This is a genomic window from Sphingomonas sp. BLHR8, from assembly GCF_056821725.1.
The window spans coordinates 924,183-939,086 of record NZ_JBPDIM010000001.1; the positions used below are offsets into that span (position 1 = coordinate 924,183).

A 14,904-nucleotide genomic window follows, 5' to 3' on the forward strand; every position below is an offset into this window, starting at 1 on the left:
GACAGGTCTTGGACGGATCATGCTGGCAGCGGTTCCGACCCAGGTATTCCGTCCTCGAAATCGCCCGGCTGATGGGGCTCCCCGCGCTTCCTCAGGATGAGATGGCTGATCGCGGGAAGGACGTAGAGGGTCATGATGGTGGCGACGATCAGGCCGCCGATGACCACGATCGCGAGCGGCTTCTGGACCTCTGCCCCTCGCCCGGTGGCCAGCGCCATGGGCACGAAGCCTATCGCCGGCACGATGCCGGTCATCAGCACCGCGCGGACCCGCTCCAGAGTGCCTTCGACGATCGCTTCGTCCACCGGTCGTCCAGCATCGATCCGCTGACGGACGCTGGTCATCACCACGAGACCGTTGAGCACGGTCACCCCCGATAGCACGATGAAACCGACCGCCGCCGAGATCGAGAACGGCAAGCCCGCCAGCGCCAATCCAAACGCGCCACCGGCGAGCCCCAGCGGAACCGCCGAATAGACGGCCAGCGAAGAGCGCAAATTGCGCACCGCCAGGAACAGGATGCCAAAGATGAGCAGGAATACCACTGGCACGATCAGGGTGATGCGCTGCGAGGCTGCCTGCAAATTCTCGAACTGCCCTCCCCAGGTGATGGTGACACCGGGTGGAAGCTTAACCTGCGCGACCCGCTCCTGCGCCTCCTCGACATAGGAGCCGAGATCGCGGCCCCTCACATTGGACTGCACGACGACTCGGCGCTGTCCGTTCTCACGGCTGACCTGGTTCAGGCCTTCGGACGTTCGGAAGGCGACCAGCTCGCGCAGCGGGACGGACGTTCCGGCACCGGAAGCACCTTCGGGGAGCTGCACGGGAAGCGAGCCGACCACGTCGAGGTCGTCACGGTTGAGATTGTCGAGCCGGACGATGATGTCGAAGCGGCGGTCACCCTCGAACACCAATCCGGCTTCGCGTCCGCCCAGGGCCGCCGCGACCGTGTCGGTCACGTCCTCCATGGCCAGGCCGTAGCGAGCGATCGCTTCGCGATCGAACTGCACCTCAAGCGTGGGAAAGCCCTCGGTCTGTTCGACCTTCAGATCCGCAGTTCCCTCGACACCGCTCATCGCGGCTGCGACTTCGCCCGCGACGCGATTGAGAACGTCCATGTCGTCGCCAAAGACCTTAACCGCGATGTCGCCGCGGACACCGGCGATAAGCTCGTTGAAGCGCAGCTCGATCGGCTGGCTTGTTTCATAGGCGTTGCCGACGAGGCCCCCCAGCTTGTCATCGATCCGGGCGAGAACGTCCTCGCGGCTGTCGACTCCGTCCGGCCACTCGTCGCGCGGCTTCAGGATGATGAAGGCATCGGATGCGTTCTGCGGCATGGGATCGGAAGCGACTTCGGCCGTACCCGTCTTCGAGTACACATAGGCCACCTCCGGGAGGCTGGACACCGCGCGCTCGACCGCCAGCTGCATCTTGGTCGACTGCTCGAGCGAGGTCGAAGGTACGCGCAGCGACTGCATGGCAAGATCGCCCTCGTCGAGGGTGGGAATGAATTCGCGCCCCAGACTTGTGAAGACAAGAAAGGCTGCCGCCATGGTGGCCAAGCCGCCACCAATCCACGGCCAAGGCCGCTGGACCACTCGGCGCAGCACGGGTTCGTACCGCTCCTTGTACCAGGCAACCGCCTTGACCTCTTTCTCCGCGACCTTGCCGCGTATGAGGACGGCGACCATCGCCGGCACGAAGGTCAGCGACAGGATGAAAGCACCCACCAGCGCCAGCATGACCGTGATCGCCATCGGCGAGAACGTCTTGCCCTCGACTCCGGTGAAGGTGAGCAGCGGCGCAAAGGTGAGCAGGATGATTGCCTGGCCGTAGATGGTGGGCCGGAGCATCTCCTTGGAGGCTTCGAACACTTCGTGAAGGCGCTCCGGCAGGCTCAGCAGGCGGCCCTCATGATGCTGGCGCTCCGCCAGCCTGCGCAGGCAATTCTCGATGATGATGATCGATCCATCGACAATGAGGCCGAAATCGAGTGCGCCGAGGCTCATCAGATTGCCCGACACGCCGAAGCGATTCATTCCGATCGCCATGAACAGGAAGGAAAGCGGGATCACGAGCGTCGCGATGATTGCCGCGCGGATATTGCCAAGCAGCCAGAACAGCACCGCTGCCACGAGCAGGGCTCCTTCGAGCAGGTTCTTCTCGACGGTTCCGATCGTTGCTTCGACCAGGGCGGCGCGATCGTAGACCACGTTCACCGCGATGCCCGGAGGCATCGACTTCGCGACCTCCTCCAGCCGCTCGCGCACGTCTTCGGCAACGATGCGGCTGTTCCCGCCCAGCAGCATCAGGGCCGTCCCCACGACCACTTCGCGCCCGTTCATGGAAGCCGAACCGGTCCTGAGATCGCCGCCGCTTTGCACGGTCGCAACGTCGCGGACGAGCACGGGCACCCCTCCACGGGTTCCTATGGCCGTTCGGCCGATCTCGTCTTCGGTGCGAATGCGGGCGTCCGCTCGCACCAGAAAGGCTTCGCCGGCGCGCTGCACGAAGTTGGCGCCGATCGAGATGTTTCCGCGCTCGAGGGCCTCGGCGAGCTCAGTGAACGAGACGCCGTAAGCCGCCATGCGGCTTGGGTCGGGCTGGACCACCAGCTGTTTTTCGTAGCCGCCGATGGAATCGATCCCAGCAACCCCTTCGACACTGCGGAGCTGCGGCCGGACCACCCAATCCTGGATCGTCCTCAGATAGGCTGCCTTCTGCACATCCGTCGTTAGCCGTTCCCCATCGGGTGTGAGGAAGTCGCCGTCGGGCTGAAAACCGGGTTGCCCGGCGATCATCCTCGACTCTTTGGACAACGGCCGTTTGTAATCGACCGTCCACATCAGGATTTCGCCGAGGCCGGTCGACAGCGGGCCCATCTGCGGCTCGACCGCTTCGGGAAGGCTCTCGCGTGCCTGGTTGAGGCGTTCGGCAACTTGCTGCCGCGCGAAGAAGATATCGACGCTGTCCTCGAAGATCACCGTGACCTGGCTGAAGCCATTGCGCGAGATCGAGCGCGTGCTTTCTAGGCCGGGAATCCCGGCCATCGCCGTCTCAACCGGAAACGTGACCAGCCGCTCCATGTCGAGTGGACCCAAGGCCGGCGCCTGGGTGTTGATCTGCACCTGCTTGTTGGTGATGTCCGGCACTGCGTCGATCGGCAGGCGGAATAGCTGGTAGGCGCCATACGCCGCAACGAGCAGGGTAAGGGCGATGACCACCCAGCGAAATCGGACCGAAGCGTCGAGAAGACGATCTAACATAAATACGTTCCTGGGAGGCGTAAGCGGTCGGCAATGCCGAGATCAGCATCGCGGGCGCGGCCGAAGCCTCGAAAATGGGGAGGTGCCTGTATCAATGCTCGGCTTCGCTGGCGCCAAGCTGCGACTTGAGAACGAATGCGCCTTCGGTGGCGATCACGGCGCCGGGCTTGATGCCTCCGAGAATCTCGATTCGGCCACCGCTGCGTTGACCCGCGGTCACGGGGGTCGCCTGGAAGCCGCCATTCACCTGGACGAACACGACATCGCGGCCTTCCACCGATTGGACGGCACCCTCCGGGATGACGATGCGATTTCCAGTCGCGCCACCACGCGGCGTGATCCGGACCCGAAATGCCTGGCCCTGGGTCAGCCCGGCAGGAATGCCCGACGGAGACAGCACCACGGTTGCGGCGCGGCTCTCGGTGTCGAGCGAGGGTGTGGTCGATCGGACCACCGCATCCAGGGTCGCCCCATCGCCCAGCTCGATCACGGCCCGATCGCCTGGGCGGATGCGCTGAGCGTCTGACCACGGCACCGCCGCTTCGATCTGGACGCTGCGCGGGTTGGCGACCTCGAACAGCTCGGTCCCGGCCGATACAAAAGCGCCAAGCTCCGCATCCATCTTGGTAATCCGGCCGCTGATCAGGCTGCGGACGGCAATGTGCCGTCCGTCTGAGGTCACCCCGGCCGCGGTCACCGCCGCCTGGGTGCGGCGCAGCTCCGCCTGAGCCTGCGCAGCCTCGGCCTGGGCAGCCTCGAGATCCTGCCGAGCGGTGATCTTGGCATCGAACAGACGCCGCTCACGATTGAGCGCGGCGGCCGTCGCCTGCGCGCGGGCTGTGGCCGAAGCGCGCTCGGCCATGATCGCGGCCGCTTCGCGACTCTCGAGCAAGGCGACGGTCTCACCGGCACCGACTCCATCGCCGAGGCGCTTGTAGATGCTCGTGATCGCACCGTCCGCCCGAGCGGTCAGGGACGAGCGACCGGTCGGGGGAGCGGTCGCGGTCGCCTGGGCAAGGATTTCGGATCCAAGCGAGCCCGCAGTAATACGCTCGGTCCGAATTCCGACCGCGTCCAGATTTGCAGGCGGAACCGCCACAAACCCTTCGGGTCCGTGCTCCTCCTCGCCCTCTTCCTCGCCCGCCTCGGCTTCTTCGGCAGTCGCACCGGCTGCGGTCGGCTCGTCCGTAGCACGGCCGATAAGTATGCCGCCAACGCCCGCCAGCAAGGCGATGCCTCCGGCGATGGCGATGAGCTTTTTGCGATCATCAGTTGGATTGAGGTCCATGGTCGTGTCCTTACTGCGCTGTCGCGCGCGCGAGTTCCGCGGTGGCTTCGGCCTGCGCCAGGCGAGCTTCGATCAGTTGGGTCTCGGCACTTGTCAGCGCGGCTTGCGCATCAAGCAGCTCGATCAGCTCGATCTTGCCAGCCTCATACGATAGCTGCGCCAGCCGCAGTGCTTCACGTCCCTCGGGGATGGCTCCGCGTTCGAGCGCTTCGACACGCGCGTTGGCTGCGCTGAGATTGGCCGTCGCGTTGGCGATCCGGGTGCTGGCCCCCACACGCGCACTGGCCCGCTCAGCCTCCGCGGCGCGGATTTCGGCTCGAGCTGCCTCGATATTCCCGCTGTTGCGGTCCCTGATCGGCAGCGGCATCGAAAACCCCGCGACAAGCGCCTGATCGCCAAGCTCCTGGACATGGCGGATGCCAAGTCCAACCGCGGGATCGAGCCGTCGCTCCGCAAGCTGTTGCTGGAGACTCGCCTCGGCCAGAGCGAGCTGGGCATTGGCGAGCCGTACGTCCAAGGATTCGACCGGTAAGTTTGTGTTTGGGATCGGCTCGCCGAGGTCGCCCGCAATCGAACTGGGAGCTGTGTCTGCACCGAACAAAGCCGCAAGGGTACGGCGTGACGCGGCTTCTTCGGCTTGCGCGCCGCGAAGCTCTGCCGCGGCCTGGCTGGCTGCGGCCTGCGCGCGAAGCGCACGCAGTGGCGGCTCCCGGCCAACTTCGACCAGAATGTTGGCGATCCGTGCGAGCTCGCGCGACCTCTGCTCGTTCTCGGCCGCGATACGCAGCCTCTCGCGCGCCGCGACCGCTGTCGCAAACTGTTGCCTCACCGATCGGGCCAGTTCCGCGCGCGTGACGAGCAAGCGTAGCTCGCTCACGGCGAGCTCGGCGCGTCCGACGGCCTGGCGCGCGGATCTCCGGCCTCCCAAGTCGAGCCGCTGATTGACCGCTACGGTCACCTCAGTGCTTTGCAGCCCGCTCAGTTCCCCGGTGCCCAGAAAGTTCTCAACCTCGACGCTGAGTTCGGGGTTGTCTCTGAAACCCGCCTGACGGAGCCTGCCCTGCGCCGCCGCGACGGATGCGCGCGCCGATGCGATTGCCGGCGACCGTGCCTCCGCCGCGCCCAGTGCCCCTTCGAGGGTAAGGTTATCGGGCAAGGGCTCGTCGCTCGGCACCAGCAGCAACGCATCGTTCCCGGTGCGATCGATCGGCGCGGGTGGACCTATGGTCGGCGAACCCACCTGGGGCGTTGTCGGTGAGCTTACTTGCGCCAGTGCCGCAGCGGGGCCGTAGCCAAGAACTGCAGCAGCAATAACAAGCCGAGCAACTTTGCTCGTGCGACCAATCGCGTTCGATCGCGGGGCAGGAATCCGGCACCAAACGGCGCGGACTCGCATTCGGGAAACCATTGTCGGAGAGCTCCTCTGCTGACACAAAACACGTGCTGCGACAGCAGCACGGAAAGTGTCAGGCCCGAGGTGGCTCTTTATCTAAGGTGATTTCAACTGCGCTGAGCGCAACCATCGGCAGGGCAAAGTGCAGCGTGGTCGCCGCCAATTGCTCCGCCACGTAAGCCTCTCCACGATCCAGCGGAGCCACATTGTGACAATGGCCGTGCGCGCACAGTGCGTTCTGTTGCGCGTCGTCGCCGGACTCTTCGGGTGCTGGCGAAGTATCGACCGACTGGATAGCCTGTTCCACCGAGGTTCCCACATCATCGCACGCAACCGCATCGGACGCGCCGCCGAAAACTACGGCGAACAACAGCAGCAGAGCCGCGAGTGCCCGAAAAGGCGAGGTTGAGCGGAGCGTCATGGACCGCGCGCCATTGCCACTGAAAGCGAACTGAGACAACACCAAAACACCGTCTCGACTCAGATTAACAGTGGAGAGTGGGGAACGAAGAAATAGGCGCATGGGGTCACTTTTCGCTGCATTCTCGGCGCGTGGATCGTTGGAGGAGCGCGGGAGCGTGACCGGTCCATTGCCTCGATGTTAAGTTAGTGACGCCATGAGCAGCGCCTACGGTAGATTACAATTATGCGGTCTGTTCAGAACCACCATCTTCTCGTCGCTCATATCCGCCATCGTGTAGCCGATGCCCCCCGTCCCCAGTCCCGATTGTCGGCGACCTGCGAACGGCATCCAGTCGACGCGGAATGCGGTGTGGTCGTTGATCAACACTGTGGAGCCCGATAGGCGCTCGACACAATGATCGGCGATGTCCAGTCGCTGGGTAAATACAGCGGCCTGAAAGGAATAAGGCAGCTCGTTCGCCTGGGCAATTGCTGCGTCGATACTGTCGTATCCGTAGACACACACCACGGGTCCGAACACCTCCTCTCGCGAAACCTTGGCGTCGCGGGGCGGATCGACCAGAACGGTGGGATGATAGAGCGTCGGGCCGATGCGCTTCCCGCCTGCGGCCAGTCTGGCACCATTCTCGACGGCGGCAGCGACCCAGGCTTCGACCCGGTCGACCTCGGCAGGGCGGATGAGAGGACCGCACTGCGTTTCCTCTTCAGTCGGATCTCCCACCCTCAGTGCCTCTGCGCCCGCGGCCAGCTCGGCAGCGAAATCCGGCAGTTCGGCGCGCGGAACGAACACCCGCTGGACCGAAACGCAGACCTGGCCAGAATGATAAAAGCCCCCTTTCAGGAGCGACGGAATGACGTTCTCGTGCGAAACACCTTCATCGACGATGACCGGTGCCGCGCCCCCATGTTCCAGCGCCACGCGCGTACCGGGTGCGAGCCTGGAACGAAGCATCCAGCCTACTCTCGCTGACCCGATGAATGAGAAGAACGCTGTTCGCGGATCCGTGACCATTTGCTCGGCGACATCGTTCGTGCAGGGTACGAAGCGGCACCATTGTTCGTCGAGACCTGCCTCGTAAAGGATTTCTACGAAGCTCTTGCAGGACAGGGGCGTATCCTTGGCCGGCTTCACCAGAACGGGGCACCCGGTCGCCACCGCGGGGCCCACCTGATGGGCGATCAGATTTAGCGGATGATTGAATGCCGAAATCGCGACCACAGGTCCGATCGGCTCCCTGAAGGTGTAGGCTCTGCGGCCTGCGCCTGCCTCGGTCAGGTCCATCGGGATCTGGCGCCCGCCGCTCGCGAACAGTTCATGCACGCAGAGTTCGACGCTCTGAATGGCGCGGCTGGTTTCGGCACGGGCGTCGACAAGCGGTTTCCCGCCCTCGCGTGCAATCTGCATCGCAAGCGTTTCGGCACGCTCGCGCATGAGCGCGCCGGCGCGTTGCAAAATGGCAATCCGCTCATGAACCGGAATCCACGCCCGCCGGTCTTCGTGCAATGCGCGCGCCTCGTCGAGCCAGCGGTCGATCAGCGGCCACTCGACCAGGTCCACGCTGCCGATGCACTCCTGGTCGTAAGGGTTGAGGACCTGCCAAGTCATTGGGGGCATTCCATCGCGCTCAGCTCATCGATCAAAACTTTGCGGTTCTCGGAGTAATCTACCGGCAGATCCACGAGGTGAACGCCGCCGCTCTCGAACGCATCGTTCAGGGTCGGAACCAGTGCTTGGCTGCTGTCGATCCGGTGGCCCGTCGCGCCATAACTTTTCGCGTAAGTGACAAAATCCGGGTTCGCGAAGCTCAGGCCGTAATCGGGAAACCCAAGTTGCTCCTGCTTCCACCGGATCATCCCGTAAGCGGCATCATTCAGAATGAGCACAACCAGGTTGAGGCCAAGCCGGACCGCGGTTTCTACTTCCTGCGAATTCATCATGAACCCGCCGTCGCCGCAAACGGCCAGCACACGGCGTTCTGGCCAGAGCATCGCCGCCATCATGGCCGAGGGCAGCCCGGCTCCCATCGTCGCCAGTGCGTTGTCGACCAGAATGGTGTTGGGCTCATGCGCGATGTAATTGCGGGCGAACCAGATCTTGTAGATACCATTATCGAGCGCCACGATGTCGTCCCGCCCCATGACCTGGCGCACATCGGCAACCACGCGCTGGGGTATGACCGGGAACCGTGCATCGTCGCTGCCGCGACGGATATGCGCGGCGATTTCTTCGTGCACACCGGCATAAGCTGTCAGGTCGCACGGCTGCTTGCCGCGAAGCCGCTCTCCCAGACCTTCCACCGACCCAGCAATATCGCCGATGACCTCCAGCTGCGGAAAATAGACCTGGTCGACCTCGGCGGCCTTGTAATTGATGTGAATGACGGTTTGCCCGCCGGGCTCCATGAAGAAGGGCGGCTTTTCGACAACGTCATGGCCGATGTTGACGATCAGATCGGCGCGCTCGATGGCGCAATGAACATAGTCGTCCGAAGACAATGCCGCGGTGCCGAGATAGAGCGGACTCGCTTCGTCGAGCACCCCCTTGCCCATCTGGGTATCGAAGAACGGAAACTGGGTATCGTCAACAAACTTGCGGAGCGCTTTGCAGGCGCTGCGCCGGTTGGCTCCGGCTCCCACCAGAAGGAGTGGGCGTTCGGCGGCGAAGATCCGCTCGGCCGCTTCATCGAGCGCGGCATCGCCCGCCATGGCGTAGTGTCGCGGGTGAGGCGCAACGACGGGTTCCGACGTTTTTTCCTCCGCGATATCCTCGGGCAACTCCAGCAGTACTGCGCCGGGTCGTTCTTCCTGCGCCCTTCGAAAACCCTCCCGAATTAGGGACGGTATGCGATTACCGTTCACGATCTGCTTTGCCATTTTGCATAATGGGGTGAAGAGCGCGACCACATCGACGATCTGGAACTGGGCCTGCTTCGAGACCTTGATGGGCTTCTGCCCGGTAATGATGACGAGGGGGAAAGCGCCTAGCGCAGCGTAGGCGGCCGGCGTTGTAAGGTTAGTCGCCCCCGGTCCCAACGTCGCCAGACAGACGCCGGGTTTTCCGGTGAGGCGACCATATGTCGCTGCCATGAAACCGGCTCCCTGTTCATGGCGGGTGACGATCAATCTGATCGAAGATGTGCGAAGCGATTCAAGCAAATCCAAATTCTCCTCACCGGGCACGGCAAAGATGTATTCGACACCTTCGGCTTCCAGGGCGGCGACTAGGAGATCGGATGCTTTCATCAGCAAAGTCTTTCTTGCGTTGTTTGTTCGCAGGCCTGCTGCAGTAGCATTCCGTTGTCTGGCTTGATGGGACACCAGCCACGAGCACAGGGGTAATCTTAACAGGCTCGTGCACCAATTGCAGGAGAAGCCGCCATGACCCGTGCGAGTAGATAACAACGATGCCGTTGGTTCACTGTTCCGCCAACGTCCGAGGACCGCTGTCTTAGCTCACGACTCGGGGAAAACCGCTCTGCTTTCGCCGATCCACGGCAGACCGCCTCTATCCGGTTCTCGACGCAAAGCTCGAGCCTTTGGCCTCCCTTCGATCGCAGACCCAACTCAGGCGCTTCAACGACGCTTATATGGATCTTCGTCCGAGTGGCTGCTCGTCGGTCGAAGGCACCATATCATCGGACCGAAAGGAACGAGGGGGCAGGGCCCTGCGTTAAACGAGTGAGCGCGCCATAGCAGCGCAACCATTTGCCAAAGACCTAGGAGAGATGACGTGGAAATTCGCGAACTGATGACAAAGGATCCGGCATGCTGCAGCCCGTCGGACAGTGTGAAGGAAGCGGCTTCGCTGATGGCAAGCAACGACTGCGGTCAAATTCCCGTGACCAACGCGGAAGGCGAGCTGGTCGGCGTCATTACCGATCGCGACATCGCTTGCCGCTGCGTTGCGGAAGGCAAATCTGCCGAAACCCTGGTCGAAGACATCATGTCCTCTTCACCCATCACAGTGACCACCGATGCCAGCGTTGCTGAATGCTGCAAAAAGATGGAAGACAATCAGGTTCGTCGCCTTCCGGTGGTCGACGATGCGGGCAGGTGCTGCGGGATCGTGTCACAAGCGGATATCGCGCGGCATGCTGGTGAGCATCAGACAGGGGATCTCGTGCGCGAAGTGTCGGAGCCGGCGCAATAATTTGCTTTTGGCGCATATGCTAAAAGCGGCTCCGCTTCGCAATTGAACGCTCGCGCATCTTTGCTGCCTCACGCTATTCAGCGTGAGGCAGCATTGATACCCTAGGCTTTAAGCGGTTCGGCTGGTTCTGGTGCAGATTCGACGGCGGGATTGAGCTTATTTGCTTTTGTACCATTTCTGCGGATCCGCTTTGAGCGCCTTGACGATCTTGGGAAGCGTCTCGCGAAGGGAGCGCTTCGGCCGCCATCCGATGAGCCGCCTAGCCCGATCGTTGGTGACGATGTAATGGGAGCTCGCCTCGTCGATCATCCACTGCTGGACGAACTGCTCGTCTCCAAGCACCTCGTTCTGCAGCCATGCACCGACTTTGGCGACGCCTTTGGGAATCCGGACCGTCGTCCATTCCTTGCCGTGTATTTCGCAATGCACGGTGTCTTGGATCTCGGCGTATCCCACGGCGTCCGACTCCCCGATCAGCAGCGGCAGCTCCGAGGGCAGATCTTTGCGGTGTTCGACGACCCTTGCGAAAGCTTCGGTTAGATCGTCCAGGTGCACCCTGGATTGCGCTGCCCAGAGCATTCCCGCATACAAATGCGCGATTGTCCGGTGTTCGTACACGCCCGCTATCTGCTCGGCCAGGAAAGCGGAGTGGCCCATGTCGTCGTAAACACCGGCGATCCGCAGGAATACTACCGGTATGTGCCGGTGCACCTCACGGAGCAGTTCTTCGGTCTGCAGTTTTGACTGCGAATATGGCCAAGTGGGACCAAGTGGCGACTCCTCGTCGATCCGCTCTTCAAGCCGCGCCGTCGGCTGATGCGCGAGCATGGTGCTTGCGAACACGAACCGCTCGACCTCGAAGACTGGAGTGCCTCCATTAGCCGCTTCGTGCCTTGGACGGTGATTTTCTCGTACAGCGGGTTCGGCTCTCCCGTGATGTCGTAATAGGCAGCAAGGTGGATGACTGAAGCGATCCGGCCGCCGAACTGGTCCCGAACCTTCTTCAACGCGGTTTCCACGCCCTCGTCGGTGCCGAGATCCAAGTCGATTATAGTCGCTGGTTCAGAGGGAGGTGATCCACCAGCCCGCACCACCGCAGCAATTTTCCATCAGGAAGCCTACCAAGCCATTCATGGCGCCGTAGTCGGCGGTGTAGATGAGCGAGCGGCCTTCCCGGCGCTGCTGGATCAACCCCGCGCGCGTAAGGTGGGCCAAGTGAAACGATAGCGAGGAGTTCGGAATGTTGAGCGTTTCGGCGATGCCGCCCGCCGGCATGCCGTTTTCGCCCGCCTGAACGAGCAGGCGAAACAGTTCTAGGCGATGCTCCTGGGCAAGGCCGGCGAGAGCCTTGACCGCCCAAGAAGAGTTCATTTCCATCAACCTCGAAATATAAAAACGCATATTTGGCGTCAAGATTTATTTCGATAATGATCGAAATACGCGCCATGCCATCGGATCTTGATGGTTGAATCGGGGCCCGCCGGTGCACTCAGGACAACGCCTAAAACGGGGCAAACTTGCTGCCGAGTCCTAAAGGCTTCGGAGCGAAAGCTTACTGTGATGTGGGTTGTTGGGGCCGCTGGAAGAGCTGAAGAGCGGCGCGAGCAGCGGACCGAGCCGAAGGTCAACGAGCGCACCCAGCCGAGGGTTGAAGGCTATTGGCCCGGGTCCCGGCTGAATTGCGAAGCGCCAGCATTCCCGGGCGCGACAGGGGTCAGACCTGATTTATCAATGGTTCAGAGAGGCTTGACTAGCTTCATGTAACATGAGGAGCCGCCCTATTACCTGCCATCTTACAGCTGTTCTCATGATGCTTTCAGCCTGTTCGGATGGGGCTTCCATTTCGCAGGCCGAACAAGGTCAAACATACGCCACCATTCTCGAGGCGCCGCCCTATGCGCCGGTCGCCCGGATTGGGCCAGAACCCTATTCGCCCACGTTGCAAGATCGTCGCTGGCGGTTTGCCGACAGGCTGGAGGAACGACATCTGCCCCTGTTGCGCCGCCTCAAGCGCGGCGAGATCGGAAACTTCGGGGGAATTGAATGGCGCTGGCGCGACGGGCCGGAGAATGACGGCCTGGGCAAGGTCACGGGTGTCGCCTATTTCCTGAACGAGCCTGCGGCGACCTTGCGGCGTTATACCAGCAATTCGCTGTTCCAGCCTGCCACAGCCGGCTTCGCTCGCACCGACCAGGACCGCGTCGCGCGCGAGTGGGCTGGCCGTATCGGTGACGGTATCGCATCGCCCGGGTTCGGAAATATGAGCGTACCGTGGTTAAACATCGCGGTGCCACGCGCCGAGTTCGAAGCCATGCGGACCGCGAAGCGATGGAATATCCCCCCCAACCTTGTTCTGCGTTTCAGCGAATGGGCAGAGCCAGATCTCCCCGCTGTTCCCGATGATTTAAGGCACTTGATCCGCTACTTCCCGTACGAACGGACGCTGCCCGGTCCCACGCCAGACTTGGCAACCTACGATGCGATCGTGCTGCGCGACGGATGCTTTTTCATCGACGAAGAAGGCGCTGACGATCCTTTGGCGATGTTCCCACTCGGCGTCGGCGTCTACCGCGATCGCGAGGGGCATATGGCTTTCCGCTCCCGCCATTCCGCTAACGCGCGGCAATTGGCCCGCGTCGGTACCCGCATGCAGCTCGGCTATCGCGCAGAAGTGGCAGAGCCTCCGCCGGCGCTCATCGAAGCCTGCGGGCGCCACCGCGTGGTAACGGTCAAATCGCTCGATCAAGCGGCGGGCTATGGCGGGGTGTGGTTTGCGGTGAAGCAGAACGCCGCGCGCGAAGGGCTGAGGAAGGGGGAAGCGCTGCGCCAGGCCAATGATTGCCTGCTGGAGCAAGAGCGTGTGCTGGCGGACAAAAGGCTTCGCGGCGGGAAAGCCGAGCCGCAATGGTGCGAGATGGCCAACCCCATCCCGCCCACTCCACCAGTGGAGCCGGATGCGGGATGACAAGCATGAATTTGAAACGATCGACTTACTCTTCCGCGCTCGCACTAAGGCGTCTGGCGTTGCCGTTCCTTGCAGTCATGGCGAGCGGTGGTTGCACTGAAACGGCGAATACGGCCTCCGTGGAAACACTCGGACAGCCGTTCAGGGCGGAATTTGATGAGCGGGGTCTCGCCACGATCCTCGATGCGCCTCCGGCCGAATCCACGCCGGTGCAGCCGGGCGATCCGCCGCCGCGCACGGCCGAGCAGATCGCGGCTGACGAACAATTCCAGCGAGTCGTGGATTTTCAGGGGCGGGTGAGTGACGACGTGGCGGAGCTTTCGCGCCGGCTCGAGCGCGAGGAGCGCGGTAATTACGTCACCGTCTATTACGACAATGAGGGCGATCCCTCGGTCGTCTTCCAGTTTCTGCGCGACGGTCCAGAGACTTTGCGCAAATACACGCAGCACCCGCGCTTTTTCGCGGAGAACGTGCGCTGGTCAATGGAGCAGTTGCAGGCCGATGCGCGATGGATGTGGGAGACCTTTCGCGAGGACCGCGTGTTGCGCTCGGCCGGGACCGGAGGGGGCAATCAGGTGACAGCAGAAATCAGCGTGGCGGCGGAAGAGTTCCGCGCGCTGGTCGCTCGCAAGTGGGTTACGATTCCGGAATCGGTGGAGCTGCAATTTCGGGCGCCGCCGGTGGTGCCGCTGGTGAATCCCCCGGTGCCCGCAGCACGCGATGAGGCCGTGCCCGCGGCGGTCGCGCCGCATATTCGCATCTTTCCCCGGCATGACCGGCCCGCAGGACCGGTCAACGCCATCGGCAGCCGGGTGAAAGTGGTGCTGAAGGATGGCTGCTTCCGCGCCGCGGATCGCGACAATTCTCTGGTGCTGTTCCCCTTCGGCGCAAATCTGTTCGTCGACAGCGAAAGCTACCTCGCCTTCGGCGACGAGGAAGTACCGGGCTACGCAAGGGTTGGCGAGACGGTGCAGTTCATGGGTTCGGTCAATGAAGTGACCGAGCCGGAATTGGTCGATCCGATCCGCGCAGCGTGCGGCCCGGGCAAGGTCATCAAGGTGGAAGGGCTTGAAAGCGCCGCGGCGCGTAGCGAGCAGCAGGTGAGCGATGGCGAGGTCAACGCCATGCGCTGGTTGCGCGACAGCTACGGCCTCGACGAAGCGCAGGCGCGGCGTGCCTATGCTTGGCTCGAGCAGCGGCAGGCGGGCCGTCGGCAAACCGGGCCGGACGGCGTGCTAATGCCCCCGATCGGCGCTTCGATGGTCATTATGAGCCCGCCTTCCCCCGTAATGGACCCAGCCATATGTCCGCCGGGCAGCAGCCTCAGTTTCGGTCTGTGCCGAACGCCCGAGGGCTATCTGCGCCCGATCCCCGAGTGGCTCGCCGAATTTCTGGAGCAGGATCGATGAGAACAGC

Annotated in this window: 11 protein-coding genes; 3 read left to right on the top strand and 8 right to left on the bottom strand. The window is 62.7% G+C overall.

Annotation, left to right across the window (positions count from 1 at the left end):
* Positions 1 to 17 precede the first annotated feature (17 nt).
* The 6 genes from ACRYJK_RS04585 to ACRYJK_RS04610 form a co-directional block, all read right to left on the bottom strand.
* The gene (locus ACRYJK_RS04585) at positions 18 to 3,269 is read right to left on the bottom strand and encodes an efflux RND transporter permease subunit (protein WP_199504787.1); all 3,252 of its coding nucleotides are present in this window, start codon (positions 3,267 to 3,269) and stop codon (positions 18 to 20) included.
* A gap of 91 nt (positions 3,270 to 3,360) precedes the next feature.
* Positions 3,361 to 4,557 carry an efflux RND transporter periplasmic adaptor subunit gene (locus ACRYJK_RS04590; protein ID WP_482666382.1) on the bottom strand — a complete coding sequence of 399 codons (1,197 nt, stop codon included), beginning with the start codon at positions 4,555 to 4,557 and terminating at the stop codon, positions 3,361 to 3,363.
* 10 nt (positions 4,558 to 4,567) lie between these two features.
* Positions 4,568 to 5,797 carry a TolC family protein gene (locus ACRYJK_RS04595; RefSeq protein ID WP_370592433.1) on the bottom strand — a complete coding sequence of 410 codons (1,230 nt, stop codon included), beginning with the start codon at positions 5,795 to 5,797 and terminating at the stop codon, positions 4,568 to 4,570.
* A gap of 226 nt (positions 5,798 to 6,023) precedes the next feature.
* Positions 6,024 to 6,371 (bottom strand): hypothetical protein, encoded by a 348-nt coding sequence (locus tag ACRYJK_RS04600; RefSeq protein ID WP_199504784.1) that lies wholly within the window; start codon positions 6,369 to 6,371, stop codon positions 6,024 to 6,026.
* Between the two features lie 207 nt (positions 6,372 to 6,578).
* The gene (locus tag ACRYJK_RS04605; protein ID WP_131621726.1) at positions 6,579 to 7,979 is read right to left on the bottom strand and encodes an aldehyde dehydrogenase family protein; all 1,401 of its coding nucleotides are present in this window, start codon (positions 7,977 to 7,979) and stop codon (positions 6,579 to 6,581) included.
* Complete coding sequence (locus ACRYJK_RS04610; RefSeq protein ID WP_482666383.1) at positions 7,976 to 9,616, bottom strand: acetolactate synthase large subunit; 1,641 nt, start codon at positions 9,614 to 9,616, stop codon at positions 7,976 to 7,978. The genes ACRYJK_RS04605 and ACRYJK_RS04610 overlap by 4 nt, the downstream gene beginning before the upstream one ends.
* Before the next feature lie 487 nt (positions 9,617 to 10,103).
* Between ACRYJK_RS04610 and ACRYJK_RS04615 the strand changes: the two genes are divergently transcribed.
* Positions 10,104 to 10,523 (top strand): CBS domain-containing protein, encoded by a 420-nt coding sequence (locus tag ACRYJK_RS04615; RefSeq protein ID WP_482666384.1) that lies wholly within the window; start codon positions 10,104 to 10,106, stop codon positions 10,521 to 10,523.
* A gap of 156 nt (positions 10,524 to 10,679) precedes the next feature.
* Here the strand turns inward: ACRYJK_RS04615 and ACRYJK_RS04620 are convergent, their stop codons facing one another.
* Positions 10,680 to 11,366, bottom strand: coding sequence for an NAD-dependent epimerase/dehydratase family protein (locus tag ACRYJK_RS04620; RefSeq protein WP_370592431.1), 687 nt, complete (start codon positions 11,364 to 11,366; stop codon positions 10,680 to 10,682).
* A gap of 219 nt (positions 11,367 to 11,585) precedes the next feature.
* Positions 11,586 to 11,924, bottom strand: coding sequence for an ArsR/SmtB family transcription factor (locus tag ACRYJK_RS04625; RefSeq protein ID WP_482666385.1), 339 nt, complete (start codon positions 11,922 to 11,924; stop codon positions 11,586 to 11,588).
* Between the two features lie 406 nt (positions 11,925 to 12,330).
* Here ACRYJK_RS04625 and ACRYJK_RS04630 point away from each other — a divergent pair, with 406 nt between their 5' ends.
* Together ACRYJK_RS04630 and ACRYJK_RS04635 are read left to right on the top strand one after the other, a co-directional pair.
* Positions 12,331 to 13,488, top strand: coding sequence for a hypothetical protein (locus ACRYJK_RS04630; protein ID WP_160611831.1), 1,158 nt, complete (start codon positions 12,331 to 12,333; stop codon positions 13,486 to 13,488).
* A 59-nt stretch (positions 13,489 to 13,547) separates the two neighbouring features.
* Positions 13,548 to 14,897, top strand: a complete 1,350-nt coding sequence (locus ACRYJK_RS04635) for a hypothetical protein (protein WP_482666386.1) — start codon at positions 13,548 to 13,550, stop codon at positions 14,895 to 14,897.
* Positions 14,898 to 14,904 lie beyond the last annotated feature (7 nt).

What these genes read in the sequence shown, in the direction of transcription:
- ACRYJK_RS04610 (WP_482666383.1), bottom strand. Translation starts at nt 9,616, where the DNA reads ATGAAAGCATCCGATCTCCTAGTCGCCGCCCTGGAAGCCGAAGGTGTC.
- ACRYJK_RS04590 (WP_482666382.1), bottom strand. Translation starts at nt 4,557, where the DNA reads ATGGACCTCAATCCAACTGATGATCGCAAAAAGCTCATCGCCATCGCC.
- ACRYJK_RS04625 (WP_482666385.1), bottom strand. Translation starts at nt 11,924, where the DNA reads ATGCGTTTTTATATTTCGAGGTTGATGGAAATGAACTCTTCTTGGGCG.
- ACRYJK_RS04605 (WP_131621726.1), bottom strand. Translation starts at nt 7,979, where the DNA reads ATGACTTGGCAGGTCCTCAACCCTTACGACCAGGAGTGCATCGGCAGC.
- ACRYJK_RS04585 (WP_199504787.1), bottom strand. Translation starts at nt 3,269, where the DNA reads ATGTTAGATCGTCTTCTCGACGCTTCGGTCCGATTTCGCTGGGTGGTC.
- ACRYJK_RS04600 (WP_199504784.1), bottom strand. Translation starts at nt 6,371, where the DNA reads ATGACGCTCCGCTCAACCTCGCCTTTTCGGGCACTCGCGGCTCTGCTG.
- ACRYJK_RS04630 (WP_160611831.1), top strand. Translation starts at nt 12,331, where the DNA reads ATGATGCTTTCAGCCTGTTCGGATGGGGCTTCCATTTCGCAGGCCGAA.